Raw genomic sequence first — 14899 nt, forward strand, 5'->3', positions numbered from 1 at the left:
AGGACCCGCGCATGGAATGGATGGGATTGTCCTTGATTGGCGCCGGGCGCGGTGAGCCCGGCGGTGGTGCGCCCTTCACCGGGTGGGATCCGGCGGCCGGTGTGGCCCTGGAGCCCCGCTATTACCCGGCGCACCCGCACGACGTGGAGCGGGCCTGCCAGCTCGCGCAAGAAGCCGCGCCCGTCTTCGCGGCCCTCTCCTCGCGCCAGCGCGCCGTCTTCCTGGAGCACATCGCCGAGTCGCTCCTGGCGGCCGAAGCCGACTTCCTGGCCGTCACGCCCCGGGAGACGGGCCTGCCCCCCGCGCGCATCCAGGGCGAGCTGGGCCGCGCCGCCGGACAGTTCCGTCAGTTCGCCCGCCTCCTCGAGGAGGGGAGCTGGGTGGACGCGCGCATCGACCATGCGCTGCCCGAGCGGCGCCCCCTGCCCCGGCCGGACCTGCGCTCCATGCTGCGCGCGGTGGGGCCGGTGGCGGTGTTCGGCGCGAGCAACTTCCCGCTCGCCTTCTCCGTCGCGGGCGGCGACACCGCGTCCGCGCTGGCGGCGGGCTGTCCCGTCATCGCCAAGGCCCACCCCGCCCACCCGGCCACGTCCGAGCGCGCGGGCGAGGCGGTGCGCGCCGCGGTGGCCGCGTGCGGCCTGCCGGAGGGCGTGTTCTCGCTCCTGTTCGACGCCGGCACGCAGGTGGGCCGGGCCCTGGTGCAACACCCGGCCATCCGCGCCGTGGGCTTCACCGGCTCGCGCGCCGGGGGCCGGGCGCTGATGGACCTGGCCGCCGCGCGGCCCGTCCCCATCCCCGTCTTCGCGGAGATGGGCTCCATCAACCCGGTCTTCCTCCTGCCCGAGGCCCTGGCCGCGCGGCCCGAGGCGCTGGCGGACGGGCTGGCCGCTTCCATCCTCCAGGGGGCGGGCCAGTTCTGCACCTCCCCCGGGCTGCTCGTAGCCGCCGACGGCGCGGGCTACGAGGCCTTCCGGGCCCGCCTCGTGGAGCGGCTGGGCGCCGTCTCCGCGGTGCCCATGCTGACGCCCGCCATCGCCGAGCGCTTCCGCGAAGGCGTGGGCCGGCTCGCCGCGCGCGCGGACACCCGCACGTGGCTCCGTGGCGATTGCAGCGAGGCCCGGGGTGCGCCCGCGCTGTTCGAGGTGAGCGCGGGCGCGGTGCTGACGGACGCGGCGTTGACGGACGAGGTGTTCGGGAGCTGCGCGGTGCTGACCCGCGCCCGGGAGCCCCGGGAGCTGGCGCGCGTGGCCTCGCGCCTGGAGGGCCAGCTCACCGCGACGTTGATGGTGGAGGCGGGAGACCACGCGCTGGCGTCGGAGCTGCTCCCGGTCCTCGCGGACCGGGTGGGCCGCGTGCTGGTGAACGGCGTCCCCACGGGGGTGGAGGTCTGTCCCTCCATGGTGCACGGCGGCCCCTACCCCGCGAGCGCGGATGGCCGCTTCACGGCCGTGGGCACCGGGGCCCTGCGTCGCTTCGTCCGGCCGGTGTGCTTCCAGGACGTCCCCGAGGTGCTGCTGCCCGCGGAGCTGCGCGAGGCGAACCCGCTCGAGCTCTGGCGCACGGTGGATGGCGTGCTGAAGCGGGCATGAGCATCCCGGGTGGCGCGGTGGCTCCCGGGATGCCCCGCTCCTGCCCAGGGTCAGGGCCCCGTGTCGAAGCGGGCCTCCAGCCTCACGCCCGCGTAGGGGGCGCGGGCCTTGACCATCAGGTAGTGCCAGGTGCCGGTCGCCGGGCTGGAGATGACCGCCGTCTCGTCGTTGCCGGACAGATAGGGCCGGGCGTCGTACACCGTCAGGGTCGGCCACTGGTTGGCGCGGGTGTACAGGTCCGCGTTGCCCGTGCCCCCGCTCATCTGGACGCGCAGGTTGCGCGCACCGGAGGGCACCCAGAGGTAGAAGTACAGCTCGTAGGTGGAGGACAGGTTGTCCCGGTAGCAGCCGTTGCCCAGGATGCGGACGTCGGGGTCCGTGCAGGGCGGCGTGCTTGGGCCAGGGCCAGGACCGGGATTGACACAGGTGGTCGGGTCGGTCGCGGTGGCCACGCAGTCAATCCACTGGTGGAACTCCACGTCGCGCGAGCTGCCCATTCCATCCAGGTATTGGCGATAGGCGGTGTAGTTGCCCGAGCGGAAGTGGCCGAGCATGACGCCCACCTGGTCCGCGTGGCGCTCGAACATGAAGCGCACGGCCAGGTAGCCCCAGGAGTACACGCGCTCCGTGCCGCTGTTGTAGTCGTTGCGGAAGACCTGGCTGAGCTGGAAGCTCTTGCTCGCGCCGAGCGCCACGGCGTCGGCGTTGTCGTTCTTCTTGGAGACGTACTCGGCCAGGCCTTCAATCCACCAGATGGTGGGCTGGCTGATGCTGGCGCCGAAGTCGCCCTTCAGGTCGAAGCGGCCGTCCAGGTAGTGGACGTACTCGTGTCGCAGGTTCCAGATTTCAAAGGCGGGCCGCAGCCACTCCGCCTCGTACGCGATGAACCGGGCCTGGTTGCCCGGGGCGGCGGGGTCTCCCTCCAGGTACATGCCCCCGTTGTTGGTGTCGATGCCGAACAGGGCCCCGGCATAGGTCTGGTAGTCCATGCTGCTGTCGAAGATGACCATCTCCAGGGCCGTGTTGCCGTCGCCGGCCACCGGCACGCGGTTCGTCTTCAGCGTGTCGTGGAAGTACGTCTCCTGCGTCGCGAGCTGGCCGCAGCTCTGGCTCAGCTGCGAGGCCGTCATGTCCTGGGCGCGCATGCGCAGGGTGGCGCTGCAGGAGTAGGACACCGTGAGCACGGCCTGCTCCAACGCGCGCCGGAAGTCGCAGATGCCGTAGTACGCGCAGTTGGCGCCGTCGTAGTAGTCCGCCATCTCCGCAGTGCCCACCCAGACGCCCGCGCCCGGCCCCGTCATGGAGTGCCCGGCGATGAGTGCCTTCACCCGGGGCCGGGTCTTGTCCAGCAGCGCGCCCGTGTATTGCAGGAAGCGGGACAGCTCGCGGGCGGCGTTGACGGTGAGGAACTGGTTGTCGGTGCCCAGCAGGTGCTCGTTCCGGCTCACGAAGCTGCTCAGCGTGTCGACGATGGACGTGTCCTGGTTTACCGCCGCCACGAAGTCCGCGTTGTAGTGGCCGCGAAACAGGCCGACGAACACGTTGTTGGTGGCGCTGCGCATGTACCAATAGGACAGCGCCGTGTCGTTGAACCGGTCGAGCAGCCCCCGGAAGGTGCCCAGGTGGAGGGCATTCTCGCCCGCGCTGTCGATGAGGGTGACGAACTCGCGCAGCACGCTGCCGTGGTTGTCATTGACGTCGGTGAAGTGGCTGTTGGCCACGAAGGCGGCCAGGGCCGGGCGGATGGCATTCTTCAGGGCCGTGCCGTAGCTGCCCACGACGTCCGGGCTGTAGTACTGCACGTAATAGCCGGCGCGGAGGAAGAGGATGAGCTGAAGTGTTCCGCCGGTGTTGCTTCCCGTGTAGGTCTGCGCGTTCGTGGTGAGCGCGTTGGCGATGGTGACCATCTTGCTCTCGACGAACACCTGGGCCGCCAGGGTGCCCGTGACACTGAACAGCGTGTTGACACAGGCCTGCGTGGAGCCCTTCACCAGGGTGACGAGTGCGCTGCCGCTGGCGGAGGCAAAAGCCGCCGTGTCACAGGCGGCGAGCTGCGCCCGTGCGGGGGCACGCGGCACCAGGGACTCCCGCAGCCGCTCCGGGGAGACGTCCGGCGGGCGCTCGTCGGTACGGATGCGCTGGTGGGGGTGGTCGATTCCATGTGTCTTCAGTACCTCGGCGGGGGCGGGGCCGCCGGGGCGGGCGGACGCGCCGGCTCCGAACAGGGTGAGACAGACTGCGAGGGCGATGTGACAGCGATACCCATCCGTGATTGGACGACTCATGGCTTCGTGCTCCTCGACTGGAACGCGTGGGGTTTCACGCGGTAATCAAGGTAGTCGCGACCAAGACTGTGATTCTTGTGTCTTTCCCTTGCGAGGGCGTATGGAAACCACCAAGGCACGCGCGGAGCTGGAGCACTGGCGGGCGGACTTCATGGGGCAGGTGGCGAATCCGCTCTTCGCGGAGGCGTTGTTCGACCGGGTGCCGGACATCGTCTTCTCGGTGAAGGACACGCGGGGGCGGTACGTGTGCATCAGCGAGGCCTGCGCGGAGCGCTGCGGCCTGGACAGCAAGGCGGCGGCAGTGGGCCGCACGGCGCATGACCTGTTCCCCCGTCACATGGCGGACCGCTACGTGCGGCAGGACCAGCGGGTGTTCCGGACGGGGCGCGCCCTGGTGGACAACCTGGACCTGACGCTCTTCAACAACCGGAAGCCGGGCTGGTGCCTGACGAGCAAGGTGCCCCTGTTCGACGCCTCGGGGGCGGTGATGGGACTCGCCTGCCTGTCCAGGGATGTGCACGAGCCCGGGCGCGCGGGGCGCGTGGACGAGCGCTTCGCGGCGACCATCGACCACATCCAGGCGCACTACGGGGAGCGACTGCGCATCGACGCGCTGGCGCGGCGGTCCGGGATGTCCGCCGCGCAGTTCGAGCGGAGGATGCGGCGCATCTTCCAGCTCTCCGCCGGGCAGTTCATCATGAAGACGCGCATCGACGCGGCGGCGGAGCGGCTGGTGGACTCGGAGCAGTCCATCGCCGCCATCGCCCTGGCGGTGGGCTTCTGCGACCAGAGCGCGCTGTCACGACAGTTCAAGCAGGTGACGGGCCTGAGCCCCCGCCAGTACCGGCAGCTCATGGCCATCCCCGGAGGACCCCAGGGCGCGCGTCAATCCCACGCGGAGAGCCGGTCGAAGTCCTCGAAGGAGTAGCGGCCGGGCTCCAGCCCGTGGGTCACCCACGCGCCCTGGAGCCCGAACGACTGCCGCGCCTCATGCGCCCGGAACAATCCATCCGGCGCTCGCTTCCCCGGGGCCTGCCCGCTTCAAGCCCGCAGCGTGCCCTCGAAGACCGTCACCGCCACGCCGCCGATGCGTGCCCGCTCGGGCGCTCCCGCCCGCCCCGTCACCTCCACCTCGATGCGCCCCGGCTTGCCCATGGCATCCCCTTGCTCGATGCGCGCTCGCACCGTGCCGCCCCCGGCCGGCAGCGTCAGCACCCCCTGCGTCGCCAGGTACATCCCGAGCGGCCCGGCCGCTGCACCCGTCACCGGATCCTCCGCCACGCCAATCACCGGTGGGAAGTAGCGCGAGTGCGCCACGCTGCTGGCGTCCTTCGTCTCGCGGGTGAACACGTACACCCCGTTCAGGCCCTGCGGTCGCAGCACCTCCGCCAGCGCCCTGGACTGTGGCGACAGGTTCCATACGTCCTCACGGCGCCGCATCGGAACCACCAACCGGTACCCCGTGCGCAGCACCGGCAACGAGCGGTCCACCATCTCCACCGTTCCGCCCAGCAGCCGCATCACCGTCTCCAGTGGCAGCGGCCCCTCCGCCCAGGGAGGCATCGGCGTGACAATCCATGCTCGTGCCCCACCCGTTTCCAGGGACTCCAGCTCGATGTCCAGGGGGCCCGCCGCGCACTCCAGCCGGTACGTGCCTGGGGACTTCAGCAGTCCGCGCTCGGCTAGCAGATGTAACGTGGCGACGGTGGCATGGCCGCAGAAGGGAATCTCCTTCGCGGGCGCGAAGTAGCGCAGGCGGACGACACCCTCCACCGGCGGCGCGACCAGGAACGCCGTCTCGGACGCGCCCACCACGGCCGCGATGTGCTGCATGGCCTCCGCGTCCAGTGCGGCGGCGTCCAGCACCACGCCGGCGCGGTTGCCCTCCCCCGGCGTCTTCGTAAAGGCATCGACGATGGTCAACTGCATGGCGTGCACCTCTCCCTGGCGCGGCGGACGGAGCTCCGCCGCGCGCGAATTGTACCGATACAATTCCTGCGAAGAATCGACACAATGGATGCATTGCGCGCAGCCGTCCGTCAACCGTATGAATTGTCACCATGACAAGCTGGACGCCGCAGCTCCGGGGCCGGGACGGCCCGCTGTACCGGGTCATCGCGGATGCGCTGGCCGCGGACATCGACGAGGGACGGCTCGCTCCGGGCACGCGCCTGCCCACGCACCGCGAGCTGGCGGAGAAGGTCGGCGTCACGGTGGGTACGGTGACCCGCGCCTACGCGGAGGCCGAGCGCCGGGGCCTCATCGGCGGTGAGGTGGGCCGGGGCACCTTCGTGCGCCACAGGGACGCGCCCCGCCACCTCCCCGCCCCAGCGCCGGACACGGGAGACGACGCGCTGGTTGAGCTGGGCCTCAACTGGCCGGCCACGCCTCCGGGAGACCCGGCGGGCACGGCGCTGCGCAAGACGCTGGACACCCTGCAGCGCTCCCCGCGCATGTCCGAGCTGCTCGACTACCAGCCCCACGCGGGACTGCTCGCGCATCGCGAGGCCGGCGCGGCGTGGCTGTCCCGCTTCGGCCTGGAGGTGTCACCGGAGCAGGTGGTGGTGTGCTCGGGAGGGCAGCACGCCATGGAGGTGGCGCTCACGGCCCTCACGCAGCCGGGGGACACGGTGCTCGCGGAGGCGCTCACCTACCCGGGATTGAAGGTGCTCGCGAGCCGGCTGCACCTGCGGCTCCACGGCGTGGCCCTGGACGAGCAGGGCCTCAAGCCGGACGCGCTGGAGGCCGCGTGCCGCACCGGCGCGAAGGTCCTCTTCTGCGTGCCCAACCTCCAGAACCCCACGGGGACGGTGATGTCCGAAGAGCGCCGCCGCCGCATCGCCGCGGTGGTGCGCAAGCACGGACTCACGGTGGTGGAGGACGACGCCTACGGGCTGCTGCTCGACAAGCGCCCTCCCCCGCTATGCACGCTGGTGCCGGAGTCCGGCTGGTTCATCGGCGGCGTGTCCAAGCTGCTCGCGCCAGGGCTGCGCATCGGCTACCTCGCGGCACCTTCCGGAGCGGGCACGGAGCGGCTCGCGGAGGAAGCGGCCCTGGCCGTGAGGATGACGCCGCCGCTGATGGCGGAAGTCGCGGCCCGCTGGGTCCACGACGGCACCGCCGACGAGCTGGTGGTGCGCCGCCGCCGCGAAACCCAGGAGCGAATGGAACTGGCGCGCGAGGTGCTCGGGGACCTGCTGCCGAAAGCGCCGCGAGCGCCCACCTACCACCTCTGGCTGAAGCTTCCCGCCAGCTGGCGCGCGGAGTCCTTCACCGCGCAGGCCCGGCGGCGGGGCGTGTCCGTCACGCCCGCGGAGGTCTTCAACGTGGGCCCGGCCACCGCGCCAGCCGCGGTGCGCGTGTGCCTGGGAGCACCGCGCACCCGCGCCTCGCTGGAGAAGGGTCTGCGCAGGCTGCGCGAGACGATGGAGGGCGGGCCGGAGCCGCTCGCGTCCATCGTCTGAAGGCACCCTTCGTCGAAGCCGGGCGCACGCGCGCCCGGCTCCCACGGGACTGCTACTTCTGCGGCGGCGGCACGGGCCGCACGTGCAGCTCCTTCAGCTGCCGGTCGTCCACCTCGCCGGGGGCGCCCGTCATCTGGTCCGTGCCCGTCTTCGTCTTGGGGAACGGAATCACGTCGCGCAGGGACTCGGCGTTGGTCAGCAGGAAGGCGAGCCGGTCCATGCCCAGGGCGATGCCACCGTGCGGGGGCGCGCCGTACTTCAGCGCGTCCAGCAGGAAGCCGAACTTCGTCTGGGCCTCCTCGTCGCTGATGCCCAGCGCCTTGAACACCTGCGCCTGCACCTTCGGGTCATGGAGGCGGATGGAGCCACCGCCAATCTCGAAGCCGTTGAGCACCACGTCGTAGCGGTGGCACTTCACCCGGCCCGGGTCCGTGAGCAGGAAGTCCACGTCCGCGTCGTGCGGCCGCGTGAAGGCGTGGTGCGCCGCCGCCCAGGTGTTCGTCTCCTCGTCGAACTCGAACAGGGGCGGGTTCACCACCCACAGGAAGTTCCACTGGCCGCCGCTGCCGTACTCCGGAATCAGCCCGAGCTTCTTCGCCACGTGCACACGCAGGTTCGCCATCACCGTGTGCACCAGCGCCTCCTTCCCGAACTGGAACAGGATGAGGTCGCCCGTCTTCGCGCCCACGGCCTGGTTGATGGCCGTCCGCAGCGCGGGGGAAATCGTCTTCGACAGCGGCGACTGGGTCCACTCACCGCCCTCGCCCACCTTCGCGCGCGCCAGGCCCTTGGCGCCCGCCTGCTTCGCGAACTCCTCCAGCTTGTCGCTCTCCGCGCGGCTCATCGCCTTCGCCACGGGGATGACCATCGCCTTGACGATGCCCTTGTTCTGCACCGCCTCGAACATCATCGGCACGCCGCCGGCCTCACCGTGCTCGCGAATCAGGTCCGTGAGCACCGTGTGCTCCAGCCCGAAGCGCAGGTCCGGCTTGTCGTTGCCGTACTTCGCCATGGACTCGTAGAAGTCCATGCGCAGGAAGGGCGTGGGGATGTCGATGCCCAGCACCTCGCCCCACAGCTTCTTCAGCAGCCCTTCGATGATGGTGAAGATGTCGTCCTGCGTGACGAAGCTCATCTCCACGTCGATTTGCGTGAACTCCGGCTGCCGGTCGACGCGCAGGTCCTCGTCGCGGAAGCACTTGACGATCTGGAAGTACCGGTCGAAGCCGGCCACCATGAACAGCTGCTTGTAGAGCTGCGGGCTCTCCGCGAGCGCGTAGAACTTGCCCGGATTCATTCGGCTGGGGACGAGGAAGTTGCGCGCACCGCCGGGCGTGTACTTGCCCATGAACGGCGTCTCCAGCTCCAGGAAGCCGTTCTGGTGCATGAACGAGCGCGTGAGCGCGTTCATCTTCGAGCGCGTCATCAGCGACTTCTGCAGGGGCGCGCGGCGCAGGTCCAGGTAGCGGTGCGCCAGCCGCTTCTCCTCCGAGGTGTCGATGCTGTCCTCGATGGGGAACGGCGTGGGCTCCGAGCGGTTGAAGATGGTGAGGTCGGTCGCCTTGACCTCGATTTCACCCGTCTTCATCTTCGGATTCACGTTCTTGCCGCGCGACACCACCTTGCCGCGCACGCCGATGCAGAACTCCAGGCGGAGGCTGCCGGCCAGCGCGTGGGCCTCGGCGGAGTCAGGCTCGAACACCACCTGGGTGAGCCCCTCCCGGTCTCGCAGGTCGATGAAGACCGCGCCGCCGTGGTCCCGGCGGTTGTGCACCCAGCCGAAGAGGACGACCTCCTCGCCGACGTTGGCGGCCGTGAGCTGGCCGCAGTTGTGGGTACGCTTGACCTCGGAGATGAACGGGACCGCCATGGACAGGACCGCCTGCTGGTTTCGTAGTGAGGGAAAGCGCGGCACCATACGGAGCGTGGAAACGATGCGTCAAGGAATCCGCGCACACCTGACTCCTCTCAAACGGTCGGATTCAGGAGCGATTCCTGACGCTCCCGGTGCCCGCCCGGCCGGCCCGCAACTTCGGGAGCCTCCGCGTGTTGCTGCTGCCATGCAGGGGGAATCCACCGCCGAGCCCCACGCGCCGCGCCGGCCCGGGCGGAGCCTCGTCCTGCTCGCGCTCGTCGCCTCCGTGCTGGTGGCGCGGCCCGCGAGCGCGGAAGGACGGGACGTCACCGCCTCCCTCGAGGTCAGCGCCGGCCGCGACTACCGCGCCTGGAGTCTGCTGGGCGACGTGGCGCTGCACGAGGAGACCACCTTCCTCACGCTGGGCTACACCGCCGCCCGGCCCGAGTCCGGCACCTCGGCCACGCACCAGCTCTCCGTGGGCGTGGACCACGTGCTGGCCGGGCACTGGCTGGTGGCCGCCACGGCGAGCGTGGGCCTGCCCAAGAGCACGCTCACCGCGCTGTCCCCCGAGCGGCCGAGGCTCAACCTGCCCTCCGTGGACGCGCGCACCGGCTACTCCAGCCAGGCGCTGCTGTTGTCCGCGGCGTACGACTCGGCGGGTTTCTCCGACGTGGAGTACGGCCTGGACGCGGGCCTGTCCCTCACCCGCTACCCGCTGAGCCGCGAAATCGTCGTCCCCACCCGCAACGGCACCCTGCGCTACGCCCGCGAGGACCTGCTCTGGGTGGCCCGGCCCTCCGTGGGCGGCCGGCTGCTGCTGGGGGCGCGCTGGGAGGTGGGCCTGCGCGCCGGCCTCACCCTCTACAGCGAGGACCCGCTCACCGCCGGCCAGTTCACCGACGAGGAGACGGCGGACCTCACCCGCCGCTTCGAGAACGCCCTCGAGGCCCGCCGCGCCCTGCTGGGCCTGCGCACGCGCATCAACCGCGACCTGGGCTCCGGGGTGGCGCAGCGCGTGTCGGACCTCAACGCCACCACGGGCATCCCCACGGCCCCCTCGCGCTTCGACTTCAAGCCCTCCGTCACCTGGCGCCCCGGCCGGGCCGTCCGGGGGCAGCTGTCCTACGCCCTCACGCGGTACGTGTCCGGCGAGGGCCTGTCCCACGTGCTGGCCACCCGCTGGACGGTGCGCCTGGGGGAGGTGGCGCGGGTGTGGGCCTCGGTGGCATTGCAGCAGGACCGCCTGGAGGCCGTGGAGGGCTCGCAAGGGGGAGACGCCCCCGGGGAGCCCTCCCGGGTCCGCTCCGGGCTCTTCACTGTCGGGGGGGAATACACGTTCTGAGCGGTCCGGGGTAAAACGGCGTCATGCTCCGAACAGTCATTGCCGCCACCGCCACGCTGGGACTGGCCGTCGGCTGTGCGCCCGAATCGAGCGCCCCCGTCAAGGTCAGCGCCCTGGTGCTCAACACCAACGGCGAGTACGTCCCCCAGGACGTCGAGCTCAAGACGGTCACCGACATCGTCAGCCTCAATGGCACGGTCGCCGACTTCCGTGGCGGCGCCCGCATCGTCTTCGACTCCAGCGACGAGGACCTCCAGTCCGCCACCACGCCGGAGGCGTTCGTCAACGCCCTGCTCAAGGAGGAGGGCCACGACGTCACCGCCAGCTACATCAACCAGGGCGGCGTCCTGTGGCCGGCGGACTTCCACACCTGGAACATGGTGACGGCGTACTACAACCTCGAGCGCGCCTTCGACTACTTCCAGACGGTGGGCAACATCCCCGCGGCGGACTTCAAGAAGCCCGTCACCACCTACTACTTCCCCGAGTTCATCCTCGCCGACACCGACAAGGACCCGCTGCTCGACAACGCGCTCTACTTCTCGGTGATGGAGGCGTTCCTGGTGCTGCCGTTCGACCAGCTCCAGCGCGCCCCGCTCGCCATCAACGCCGGCATCATCGCGCACGAGTACTCGCACCGCGTCTTCAACCTGAAGGTCTACGGCGGCCAGCCCTTCCCCCAGGCGCTGTCGCTCTGGTCCTCCGCCAACCCCAGCCCGGGCGCCAACATCCTCAAGTCCTTCGACGAGGGCCTGGCCGACTACCACGCGTACGGCACCACCTGCCGCTCCACCAAGGGGTGTGACGCGAAGTTCTTCTCCACGTCCTTCCACGACGCCCCGTATGACCAGATTGCGCGCGACAGGGATTTGTCCCGCTCGGACCGCTGCATGACGGAGGGGCTGCGCGCGAAGCTGCGCAACGACGGGCTGGGCGAGTTCAGCGGCAACGAGTACCTGGTGGGCACCCTGCTCGCGAGCGCGCTCTACCAGGCGGGCGAGGGCCAGGGACAGCGCGAGGTGCTGCTGCGCGCGATTGTCGCCGCCTACGACGATACCAACCTGAGCACGCCCGGCCTGCGGCAGCTGGCGCAGACGCACATCAACGACCAGGGCAAGTTCACCCTGGCCGTGGCCGCCGGCGCCATCATCACCCACGTCACCGACCTGAAGCTGAAGGAGGCCGTCTGCAACGAGCTGATGGACCACCTCCAGATTCCCCGGGAGCTGCTCGTGGGCACCGGCAACCCCAACCTGTGCCCGGCCAGCTCCGCCCCCGGCACCACCTGCCCTCCGCTTCCCCCCGAATGATGAGGACCCACTCCGTGAAGACCTGGCTCGTACGCTGCCTCCTGGGTGGCCTCGCACTTTCCACGCCCGCGCTCGCGCAGGACGACGACGACCCGTACGCCTACCCCGACGAGGAGCCCGCCCGCTCCAACGACGCGGACGACGACTACGAGCGCCGCAAGAAACAGAATGTCGACGAGACGGACGACTTCCGCCGCGTCGCCGAGCAGGAGGGCGAGGACGGGGACTTCAAGGCCCTCTCCGGCCTGGACGACCCCAACATGGGCGTGGCGGTGGAGCTGCTCGCCGGCGCCCTGCTGCTGGACAGCTCCCGCGGCGAGTTCGCCGAGACGCGCCTGGGGCTCGGCGTGCGCGCCACCTGGGAGTACGGCCGCATCCTCGACAACGAGGACCTGCGCGAGGCCCTCTGGGCGGACCTCCGCTGGACGTACGGCAGCATCAGCGACGGCACGTCGTTCATCACCGGTGACACCCGCGTCCACTACTTCACCGTCGCCCCGGCCTACGAGCTGAAGCTGGGCAAGTCGGACTTCGGCTTCTTCGCCCAGGCCGGCGGCGGCGTGGCCTACCAGGCCACCTCCATCACCGTGGACGCGGAGGAGACGAAGGTGAACGGAATCAAGCCCGTGCTCCAGGGCGGCGTGGGCTTCCGCGGCCGCCCGAAGATTTCGTCCACCAGCAACCTGCGCCTCGCCTTCCGTCTGGAGGCCATGGCCTTCCGCCGGGGCTACATGAACGACTTCTTCCTCGGCGGCAGCCTCGGCACCGCCTTCTGAAGAACACTCCGCCGGCCGCTCCCTGCCTGGAGGCCGGGAGCGGCTGCGGAAAATTATTCACCCTCCCGGCCCTCCGCCGGCCCGGCCTTCTTGGCGTTCCAAGGAGATGGGCAACGGCACGCGTCGTGCTTATCCATCCTCACGGGTGGGAGCGCGAGCTCCCTGGGGCGGGGAGGCGAGTGATGAAAAGCGTTCAGGGGCAGGGGCAGCACTGGGATCCGGTGTGTGGCAAGGAGCTGGACACACCGGAGGGCCGGCCGACGTCGGAGTACAAGAAGCGCCGGTACTTCTTCTGCTCGGAGCGGTGCCGTCACGCCTTCGAGCGTCAGGCGGAGCGCTTCCGGCTCAACGAGCTGGCCCGCGTCGGCGCGCTGATGACGCCGGGCCGGGTGCGCTGGGGGCTGGCCTGAGCCTTTCAGGCCGCCCGGAACGGCGGCCCCGGAAGCGTCCCACTCACGCCGCCCTGCGGACGTCCTTGAGGCGCAGCGACAGCTTGCGCTGACCGCGGAACGTGTCGAAGCCGGCCTGGAAGGCCAGGTCCACGGGCCCCTCCACCAGCGTCACGCGGTCCGCCATGTTGAAGCCGATGGCGTCCAGCTCCGGCGCGTCCGCGAGGGCGAGCTTGAGGTGGCCGCTGCCCATGCCCGACTTGGGCTGCAGCACGCGCGGGCGGGCCACCTGCCGGCGCAGCACCAGCACCGGCTCCGGGTTGCCCTGGCCGAAGGGCCCCAGGCGCTGGAGCGACTCCACGGCGTGCGCGTCCAGCTCGTGCGCGTGCACCACCGCGTCCACCTTGCACCGGGGGATGAGGTCCTCCGGCGTGAGGCGCTGGAAGGCAATCTTCTCGAAGGCCTCCCGGAAGGCCGGCAGCCGGTCCGCGTCGATGGTGAGCCCGGCGGCGTGCTTGTGGCCGCCGAAGCGCGTCATCAGCTCCGAGCAGCCGCTGAGCGCGTCGTAGAGGTGGAAGGCCTCGATGCTGCGCGCCGAGCCCTTCCCCACCCCGTCCTTCACGCCCACCATGACGGTGGGCCGGTAGTAGCGCTCCACCACGCGCGACGCGACGATGCCGATGACGCCCGGGTGCCAGCCCTCGTCGTAGAGCACGAAGCCGCGCGCGTGCTTGAGCGACTCCGCCTGCGCCAGCGCCTGCGTGAGGATGTGGCTTTCGATTCCCTGGCGCTCCGCGTTGGCGCGGTCCAGCACCGCCGCCAGCGAGCGCGCCGTCTCCGGCGACTCCGAGGTGAGCAGCTGCAGGCCCAGCGACGCGTCATGCAGCCGGCCCGCGGCGTTGATGCGGGGCCCGAGCCGGAAGCCCACCTGGCCGGCGGTGACGGAGGCGTCGGGGTCCATGCCCGCCACTTCCTTGAGGGCGCGCACGCCCGGGCGGCGGCCGGCGCCCAGCTCCTGGAGGCCGTGGGACACGAGGATGCGGTTGGCGCCCGTCAGGGGCACCACGTCCGCCACGGTGGCCATGGCGACCAGGTCCATCATGGAGCGGAGGTTGGGCTCCTTGCGGGTGGCGAAGAAGCCGTCGTCGCGCAGCCGCTTGCGCAGGCCCATGCAGAAGTTGAAGGCCACGCCCGCGGCGCACAGCGCCTTGGTGGGGTACTCACAGCCGGGCTGGTGGGGGTTGAGCACCGCCACCGCCGGGGGCAGCGTGGGCGGCACCGTGTGGTGGTCCACCACCACCACGTCCAGGCCCAGCTCCTTCGCGCGGGTGATTTCCGCCACGGAGGTGATGCCGCAGTCGAGCGTCACCAGCACCCGCGTGCCGTCCGCGGCGATGCGCTCCACCGCGGCCAGGTTGAGGCCGTAGCCCTCGTCCAGGCGGTGGGGGATGTACGTGGCCGGTGGGGCGCCCAGCTCCTTGAGGAACAGGTAGAGCAGCGAGGTGGAGCACACCCCATCCACGTCGTAGTCCCCGTACAGCGTCACCTTCTCCCGCGTGCGCAGGGCCCGGGTGAGGCGCTCCACCGCGGCGGGCATGCCCTTCATCCGGAACGGGTCCGGCAGGTCCGCCAGCTTGTCGGACAGGAACGCGGCAGCGGACTCCGGGGTGCGGTAGCCACGGTGCAGCAGCACCTTCGCCGCGAGCGGGTGCAGCGACAGCTCCCCCGCCAGGGACGCCACCTCCTCCTCGACCACGTCTGGAAGCAACCACCGCACGCGTTGCGCTCCTCCTCGGTCCTCCCCAACGGGGCGGATACCGGGACGAATTCTTGACAGGCAGACAGTACCTCAGACGTCTGACGAGGAAAGGTCAACCTTGGGCACG

General features: G+C 70.6%; 11 protein-coding genes. 7 read left to right on the top strand and 4 right to left on the bottom strand.

What is annotated here, in order from left to right:
- Positions 1-20: 20 nt before the first annotated feature.
- A complete protein-coding gene (locus ACX9TP_RS30430) occupies positions 21-1589 on the top strand; it encodes an aldehyde dehydrogenase (NADP(+)) (RefSeq protein ID WP_482974139.1) in 1569 nt (522 codons plus the stop codon).
- Between the two features lie 50 nt (positions 1590-1639).
- Here ACX9TP_RS30430 and ACX9TP_RS30435 read toward each other — a convergent pair whose 3' ends face one another.
- Positions 1640-3874, bottom strand: a complete 2235-nt coding sequence (locus tag ACX9TP_RS30435) for a M9 family metallopeptidase (RefSeq protein WP_482974140.1) — start codon at positions 3872-3874, stop codon at positions 1640-1642.
- Positions 3875-3974: 100 nt separating this feature from the next.
- Between ACX9TP_RS30435 and ACX9TP_RS30440 the strand changes: the two genes are divergently transcribed.
- The gene (locus tag ACX9TP_RS30440; RefSeq protein WP_482974141.1) at positions 3975-4802 is read left to right on the top strand and encodes a PAS domain-containing protein; all 828 of its coding nucleotides are present in this window, start codon (positions 3975-3977) and stop codon (positions 4800-4802) included.
- Positions 4803-4915: 113 nt separating this feature from the next.
- Here the strand turns inward: ACX9TP_RS30440 and ACX9TP_RS30445 are convergent, their stop codons facing one another.
- Positions 4916-5803, bottom strand: a complete 888-nt coding sequence (locus ACX9TP_RS30445; protein ID WP_482974142.1) for a PhzF family phenazine biosynthesis protein — start codon at positions 5801-5803, stop codon at positions 4916-4918.
- 131 nt (positions 5804-5934) lie between these two features.
- On the opposite strand from ACX9TP_RS30445, the gene ACX9TP_RS30450 reads away from it, so the two are divergent.
- Complete coding sequence (locus ACX9TP_RS30450; RefSeq protein WP_482974143.1) at positions 5935-7338, top strand: aminotransferase-like domain-containing protein; 1404 nt, start codon at positions 5935-5937, stop codon at positions 7336-7338.
- A gap of 52 nt (positions 7339-7390) precedes the next feature.
- On the opposite strand, the gene aspS is transcribed toward ACX9TP_RS30450, so the two are convergent.
- On the bottom strand, positions 7391-9208 hold the full coding sequence (gene aspS, locus ACX9TP_RS30455) for an aspartate--tRNA ligase (RefSeq protein ID WP_482974144.1): 1818 nt from the start codon (positions 9206-9208) through the stop codon (positions 7391-7393).
- A 190-nt stretch (positions 9209-9398) separates the two neighbouring features.
- Between aspS and ACX9TP_RS30460 the strand changes: the two genes are divergently transcribed.
- The 4 genes from ACX9TP_RS30460 (at position 9399) to ACX9TP_RS30475 (ending at position 13034) form a co-directional block, all read left to right on the top strand.
- On the top strand, positions 9399-10538 hold the full coding sequence (locus ACX9TP_RS30460; RefSeq protein WP_482974145.1) for a hypothetical protein: 1140 nt from the start codon (positions 9399-9401) through the stop codon (positions 10536-10538).
- Positions 10539-10561: 23 nt separating this feature from the next.
- Positions 10562-11848 (top strand): hypothetical protein, encoded by a 1287-nt coding sequence (locus ACX9TP_RS30465; protein ID WP_482974146.1) that lies wholly within the window; start codon positions 10562-10564, stop codon positions 11846-11848.
- 14 nt (positions 11849-11862) lie between these two features.
- The gene (locus tag ACX9TP_RS30470; RefSeq protein ID WP_482974147.1) at positions 11863-12624 is read left to right on the top strand and encodes a hypothetical protein; all 762 of its coding nucleotides are present in this window, start codon (positions 11863-11865) and stop codon (positions 12622-12624) included.
- Between the two features lie 182 nt (positions 12625-12806).
- The gene (locus ACX9TP_RS30475; protein WP_482974148.1) at positions 12807-13034 is read left to right on the top strand and encodes a YHS domain-containing protein; all 228 of its coding nucleotides are present in this window, start codon (positions 12807-12809) and stop codon (positions 13032-13034) included.
- Between the two features lie 43 nt (positions 13035-13077).
- Here ACX9TP_RS30475 and recJ read toward each other — a convergent pair whose 3' ends face one another.
- Positions 13078-14790 (bottom strand): single-stranded-DNA-specific exonuclease RecJ, encoded by a 1713-nt coding sequence (gene recJ, locus ACX9TP_RS30480; protein ID WP_482974149.1) that lies wholly within the window; start codon positions 14788-14790, stop codon positions 13078-13080.
- Positions 14791-14899: the final 109 nt, after the last annotated feature.

The sequence above is a fragment of the Pyxidicoccus sp. M15 genome (assembly GCF_056858435.1).